We start from the raw sequence: 7,727 nt of genomic DNA, 5'->3' as shown, positions 1-7,727 counted from the left end.
ACCACGGGCGTTTTCACGCTCACCGACACGGCCGGCGCCGGCCTCGACTTCGGCGCGGTGACCAGCGCAGGCGCCTTCACCTGCAATGCGGCGGACCCGCTCATCTGCACCTTGCCCGCGGGTACTGCGGTCGGCACCTACGGCGTCACCTACACAGCGATTGTCAACGCTCAGGCAACCGGCTCGGTCAGCAATGCGGTCGTGGGCTCAGGCAGCGGCAATCCTACTTGCGCAGGGAGCTGCACGACCGATACGCCGGTCGAGGATTCCGCCGTTACCTACGCGAAGTCGGTAGCGGCACCGGCCGCCGCCGTCAGCGTCGGCGACGTTCTGACCTATAGGCTGACGGCTACCGTCGCCAATTCGCCGACCACGGGCCTGTTGACCCTGACCGACACGCTCGGCGCGGGGCTCGATTTCACCGCGGTTGCCGATGCGGGCGCGTTTACCTGCAACGCGGCAAACCCGCTCGTCTGCACGCTGCCGACGGGGACTGCCGTCGGAAGCTACAGCGTCACCTACACAGCGACGGTAAACGCGGACGCCGCGGGCAGCGTTACCAATGCGGTGCTTGGCTCGGGTCCCGACGATCCCGTCTGCGCCGAAAGCTGCGGCACCGATACACCGCTTGCGGCCCCGGTCGTGACGTATGGAAAGACCGTGGCGGGACCCGCTGAAGTACGTGTGGGCGACATCCTCACCTATACGTTGACCGCGACGGTCGCGAATTCGGCGACGACCGATGTCCTGACGCTGACCGACACGCTCGGCTCGGGTCTCGACCTCACGGCGGTTACCGACTCCGGCATCTTCACCTGCAATGCCGAAAATCCGCTCGTTTGCACCTTGCCCGCCGGGACCGCGCCCGGAACATACAGCCTGAGCTACACGGCCACGGTCAACGCGCAGGCCTCGGGTTCGGTCCGCAATAGCGTCGTAGGTTCGGGCGGCGACACACCTTCCTGCGCCGGTAGCTGCGACACCGACACGCCGGTCGCCGCTCCGGTGATCAGCGTGATCAAGTCGGCCGATCCGGGCGCGGGCGATGCCATTCAGGTGGGGCAGACGATCAACTATTCGCTCGTCGCGACCGTTGCCAATGGCGCGACGACCGAGCCCCTCATTCTCGTCGATACGCCCGATGCGGGCCTGACCATCACAAGCCTCCCGGCAGGCTGCGAGGCGACGGGGGCGACCATCACCTGCACGCTTCCGGCGGGTACCCCGGTCGGCACGCACAGCCTCACCTACAGCGCGGTCGTCAACGAGCGTGCGGGCGAGACGGTGCGCAATCTGGTGACGCCATCGGGCGGTGGCGGCACCGCCGTGCCGAGCTGCGATGCCTGCGCCACCGAGCACAGAATCGAGCTGCCGCTGATCCGTCTCGTCAAGACCGCGTCGGTCCGCGAGGTCAAGATCGGCGATCTGGTTCGCTACACACTCTCGGTAGAGAATGTCGGTGAACGCGATCTGCTGGGTGGCAACATTGTCGACATACCGCCTGCCGGCTTTACCTTTGTAGAAGGCTCGCTGCAGGTCGTCGATGGCGACAACGCGGCTAGTGTTTCGGGGCAAAGCCCGCTGCGCTTCGGCGGGATCGACGTACGCGCGGGCGAGACGGCGACGCTCGCCTATCTGATGCGCGTGGGTGCCGGGGTCCGTCGAGGCACGCACGTCAACCAGGCGCAGGTTTATTCCGACGGAAATGAACCGGTCTCGAACCCGGCGACGGCACAGGTCGAGCTGGTGGGTGATCCGCTGGTCGACGAAACGCTCGTCTTCGGTACGGTTTTCGACGACCGCGATGGCGATGGCTGGCAGGACAGCGCGGCGCTCTCCGGCCTCCATGTGCAGGGTGGCTTCGCGCCGGGCGCCTATCTCCCCGGATCGACGACGATCGACCGCGGCGACGGGGTGCGACCCGAGCCCGACGCGAGCGCGCCGCTGCTTCACGGCATCAGGCTCGGCGACATCAGCGCGCGCCAATCCGAAGCCGATCCGGTCGAGCGCCACCGCATGGTGATCCGCCAGCGCCTGAGCGCGCTGACCTTCACCGACGATTTCGTCCTTACCAATACTCAGGGCGTCACCGTCAGGATGAACGCCGCCGGGGAGACGCGTGTGGAGAAGAGCGGCGATGCGGCGAAGGGCCTGAACGGCGCCGAACCTCGGGTCGAGCGGCGGATCGCGCAGGGCGAAGGCGGTTATGTTGTCGATTATATTATCGACAATGCGGGGATCGACGAACGCGGCATTCCCGGCGTCCGCATCGCTTCGGTTGAAGGCCTCATCATGGAGACCGACCAGTTCGGACGTTACCATCTGGAAGGCGTCCCCGGCGGCGTCTGGGAGCGCGGCCGCAACTTCATCCTGAAGGTCGACCCCTCGACCTTGCCCGATGGCACCGAATTCACGACGGACAACCCGCTGCTGCGGCGCGTCACTCCCGGCATCCCGGTCCGCTTCGACTGGGGGGTGAAGCTCCCGGTCGCGCTGATCGAAGGGCGGACCGAGACCGTCGAACTGGAACTCGGCCAGGTGATCTTCGCGCCGGGCAGCGCGGAGGTTCGCGAGGAATATCTGCCCGTGATCGAACGGATGGCCGCCAAGGTGAACGAATATCAGGGCGGTGAAGTCATCATCGACGCCAATGGCGACACCCGGTCGCTGGCGTTCGACCGCGCCGAGGCTGTGAAAGCATCCCTCACCCCCCGGCTGGAGCCAGCCTCGGAGCGGAATCTCGTTATCAGCGCACGCAGCCGCGTCGACGATCCCTCGTCGATGGTGGTCGGCGTGGACGAAGGCGGCGCTCTTCTCGGGACGGTCCTTTTCGACACCGACAAATCGGACATCAGGCCGGAGTTCCATCCCTTGCTCGATCGGGTTGCCGCATGGCTCGCCCGTAACGGCGGCGGCTCGGTTGCCATCGTGGGTCACACCGATGTGCGCGGGTCCTTCGACTACAACGCCGCGCTGGGGATGCGCCGTGCGCGAGCGGTCTATGACGCGCTCGCGGGCCGGCTCCCTCCCGATGTTCGATCGAAGGTTCGGGTCGATTGCAACGATAATCCGGCAGCTCCTGCTGCCCGGCAGAGCAAGTGAAGGGGGGCGGGATCATGAAAATGAAGCTGATCGATCTGAGCCTGGCAACGCTGCTCGCCGGCGTGTCGCTTCCGGCGCTCGCCCAGGACCAGAGTGCGCCGCTACCGGCTCCGGCCGCTGCCGCGGATGAGGGGCTGGTCTGCTCCGAGGAGAGTTGCACCGATAGCGACGGCTTTGTGTTCCGCTTGCGGACGCGAAGCTACGCGCGGCCGGTGACGAGCGGCACCGACGAGCATTCCTCCTCCGCTACGCTGCAACCCGACCGCCGGGTCAGCATAGCCATGGAACAGCCGGGGCAAGCCACGGCTCTCGGGAAATTCTCGGTCTCGCTTCCCAATGGCGGCGTGATCTGGGCCACCGAAGACCCGACGCTCGGCCAGCCCGAGCTTTCCGTCTCCGCGCCCTCGATGGTTGCCTATGACGGAACGCGGATCGTCGAGCCGGTCCAGTTCTTCGTGCGCGGCAATTATCCCGGCTTCATCAGCAAGCTCGAGATATCGGTCTATCGCAGTACCGACGCCGATCTCATCGAACCGCTGGCGGTCGTCCCGCTCGATGTCGCGGCCGTCACCGAAGTGAAGTGGGACGGAAGCCTGCCTGGCAAATATCGTTTCCGCACGGGCGACGAGCTTATCTATGTGCTGCGCGCCTATGGCGACAATGGAGCGTTCGACGAAACCGTACAGCGGCGCTTGCAGCTCGTGCGCCCCGAGGATGTCGCGCGCAATAACCAGTTGCTGCGCGGCAATGTCGAGAAACGGCTCGGTACCGCGCTGACCTCCGAGCAGGCAAGGACGCAGAATCTCATCGACGACGTGTTCAGCGGCAATGGCCTGCGGCAGCAGAATATTGCCATCCGGGGTTCGCGTATTCGCATTCAGGGGCGAAACCTGCCGGCGAACGAGCAGCTCACCATCAACGGCGAATCCTATCCGGTCGACCTCGAGCGCAAGTTCGTCGCCGAATATCTTGCGCCGGTCGGGCGGCACAGCTTCGATATTGCGCTGAAGGGCAATGACAAAGAGCCGGCCCGGCACCACAGGCTCGATGTCGATGTCAGCGGCCGTTACTTCTTCGGGGTCGGCATCGCCGATCTCACGATCTCGCAGAACGACATCTCGGGTTCGGTCGAGCCGTTCGCCGGCGACGACCGCGCGAACGACGACATTCTGGCCGACGGTCGTCTGGCATTCTATCTCAAGTCCAAGCTCGGCGGCCGCTATCTGGTGACGGCGCAGGCCGATACGACCGAGCGCGATATCGGCGACCTGTTCAAGGGCTTCGGCAAGGCCGATCCGCAGGACATTTTCCGGCGGCTCGACCCCGACCTTTATTATCCCGTCTATGGTGACGATTCGACCACCTATCGCGACATCGACACGATGGGCCGCTTCTATCTGCGCGTCGACTGGGACAAGAACCAGGCCTTGTGGGGCAACTACCAGACCGGGATCACCGGCACGGATTATGCGCAATATATCCGCTCGCTATACGGCGCGGCGCTCAGCTGGCGCTCGAACGGCAGCAACCGGTGGGGTGACCCCAGATCGGAGTTGCGCGCTTTCGGATCGCAGGCGCAGACAGCGCCCGGCCATAACGAGTTCATCGGCACAGGGGGTAGCCTCTATTATCTGCGTCATACCGACCTGCTGCCGGGCTCCGACGTCGTCTATCTGGAGATCAGGGACCGGACGACGGGCCGCGCCGAAAATCGCGTCCAGCTGACCCGCGGCGCAGACTATGAGATCGACGAGCTGCAGGGGCGCATCATTCTCACGCGTCCGCTCTCCCAGATCAGCCGGGAAAACGCCCCGTCGATCACCCGCGATGCGCCGCTCGACGGGTTCGAGCAGCGGCTGATCGTCGACTATGAGTGGGTGCCCTCGCGTTTCGACAGCGACGAGATCACCGCGGGCTTTCGCGGCAAGAAATGGTTCGGTGATCATGTCGGCATCGGCGCTACCTATGTTGACGAGAACCGCGCCGGCGAAGACTATACCCTCTATGGCGGCGACATCACGCTGCAGGCAGGCAAGGGAACCTACCTCAAGGGAGAGTTTGCCCGTACCGAAGCAATTGCCGCGCCGACCTTCTTTTCGACCAACGGCGGGTTCGACTTCACCCGCCTCGGCGGCACCGGCCCCCAGGAGGGCGACGCCAAATCGATCGAAGCAAGGATCAACTTCACCGAACTCGGCTTGACGAAACTCGACTGGAGCGCCGGCGCATGGTGGCGTGATACCGACGCCGGCTATTCCACGAGCCGATACAACACGGGGCTCCCCACCACCGAATATGGCGGCGAGATACTCGGCCAGATCACTCCGAATCTCGGCATCTACGCGCGCTACAGCAAGGCCGAAAGCGGCACGAACTCGTTCCTCCAGGCACAGGGCAGCCTCGACTGGCGGATCGACGATGCGAACAGCCTCGCCGCCGAGGTGCGCCGGGTGGAGGAGAATAACGCCTATACGGACGCCGCGGGCATGCTGGGGGCGATCAAATATACCCGCCGCATCGGCACCGCCCTCGACCTCTATGCCCAGGGCCAGCTGACGCTCGACGATGACAATGGCCGCTACCGCGACAATGACATGCTGCTCGCCGGCGGGCGCTATCTGTTCGGCGACCAGTCGTCGGTCGGTGCCGAGCTCAGCACCGGCGACCGCGGCGACGCGGCAACCCTGAATGCCGAATATAAGCTCGCGCCCGATCACAGCATCTATGGCGCCTATACCTATTCGACCGACACCACCGAATATGAAAATCTGCTCAATCCGACCCGGCAGAACGGATGGACGCTGGGTCAGCGCTGGCGCCTCTCCAATCAGGTCAACATCTTCAACGAGAGCCAGTATCTCAAGGAGCCGACCCAGTCCGGCATCGCGCACACGTTCGGACTGGATTTCTATCCCGCGCAGGGCTGGAGCACCGGCTTCACGATCCAGAAGGGCGAGCTCAGAAACCCGGTCGGCGGCATTGTCGACCGCCGGGCATTGAGCGTCCGTCTCGGACGTATCTCACCCGACACCGACTGGCAGAGCAAGCTCGAGTGGCGCAAGGACACGGGTGCCGAACGGCGGAGGCAGTGGGTCACCACCAACCGGATCACGCACAAGATCGACGAAAGCTGGCGTGTGGCCGCCCGGTTCAACTATTCGGATACCAAGGACGAGATCAATGCGCTCGCGGGCGCAAAGTTCGTCGAGGGCAATGTCGGTTTCGCCTGGCGTCCCTGGAACAATACCCGCTGGGGCGTCTTCGGCCGCTACACCTATCTCTATGACCTCGCCACCCTGGGTCAGGAAGGCGGCACCGACTATGACCAGAAGTCGCAGATATTCTCGCTCGAAGGTGTTCACCGCCTCGACCGGCACTGGGAATTCGCCGCCAAGGTCGCGCGGCGCGAGGGCGAGGTGCGCATGGGGCGCGGGACCGGCGAATGGTTCGATTCCGCGACAACCTTCGTCGCCGGTCAGGTCCGCTATGAGGTTATGTCGAAATGGCATGCCCTTGCGGAATATCGTGTCCTCGACGTCGAGGATGGCGGTACCCGGCAGGGCTTCCTCGTCGGTATTGACCGCGACGTCGCGAAAAACATGCGTATCGGCGTGGGATATAATTTCACGCAGTTCAGCGATGACCTGACCGATTTCGATTATGATCAGAAGGGCTTTTTCGTTAATATCGTCGGGAGATACTGAAAAGGGCGTTCGAGGCCCGAGGAACGAAGTTCGGCTTCTTGCGGACAAGCATAGCACAGGCTCGGCCCCGCAATTGCTATCAGAATACAAAGGACGCCGTGGCGGCCGCGGCATGATCGATCCACGCCGGCTTTGGCGCCACGGCTGCCTTTGGTTACGACAATAGCCCCGCTCAATCCTGCGAAGTTTGCAGCCGCATCCGCGCACGGGACTCGGCGTCAGGGCTTCGCGGGCTCCTGAAAGTGGCAACGCGCTACTCGTCGCTCTTCTATTTGACCCGTGCAATTATGAGGCTTGCCCCGCGCCATCCCCGGGCGCCGGAGATAACGAACGTCCGCCTCTTTCTGCTCTGATCCGAAGGCTGTCTGCCCCCTGTCGACCGGAGACAGCGTCTGCGCTGAACGATCTTAAGCCAGTCATCGAGCAGCAACGCATCTCGCGGATCAAGCCGGTTAGCACGCGTAGCACCGGGATATGCCTGCGGCTCGGATAACAGGCGTGGCAGCCGCTGCCCATCAACGCCCGATCGGCAAGAGCCATTTTCTGCGCCCCGATCGACAGAGATGGGCTGCGACAATCCGCCCGTCTCCGCTGTTTGGGGCGTCGGAAATGAGACAAGGGGGTGATTCAAATGAGATGCTGTGCCGATCATCTGTTTGATTTTAAATGTTTTATTATCCTTGGAATGGGAAATCCGGTGGTGAATTTTTCATGCACTACGGGGAGCGGTGTGATCACCTGTTCGACCTCGCGGCGCGCAATGAATAAGAGAAAAGGGGCTTATCATGCTTTATGTCGAGACTGGAAACCGCAGCCGCCGCGATAGCTTCGTCGCGAACTGGGTCGGCGGCGCGCAGCTCAGCGGGACCCAGCGGCGCCGGCTGATGGCCGCGCTGCGCATCGCGCACCGCGTGCTGGGCA

2 protein-coding genes are annotated in these 7,727 nt (G+C 63.8%); both read left to right on the top strand.

The window, feature by feature from the left end; genetic code table 11:
* The coding region (locus tag VN047_RS17695; protein WP_325544980.1) for an OmpA family protein at nucleotides 1-3,102 on the top strand (3,102 nt) is incomplete at its 5' end.
* A 14-nt stretch (nucleotides 3,103-3,116) separates the two neighbouring features.
* Nucleotides 3,117-6,806: a hypothetical protein gene (locus VN047_RS17690; RefSeq protein WP_325544978.1), complete on the top strand. Its 3,690-nt coding sequence runs from the start codon at nucleotides 3,117-3,119 to the stop codon at nucleotides 6,804-6,806.
* Nucleotides 6,807-7,727 lie beyond the last annotated feature (921 nt).

Origin of the sequence: Sphingopyxis sp., from assembly GCF_035565275.1 — a bacterium.
Taxonomy (GTDB): domain Bacteria; phylum Pseudomonadota; class Alphaproteobacteria; order Sphingomonadales; family Sphingomonadaceae; genus Sphingopyxis.
This window is presented reverse-complemented; position numbering and strand designations above follow the sequence as displayed.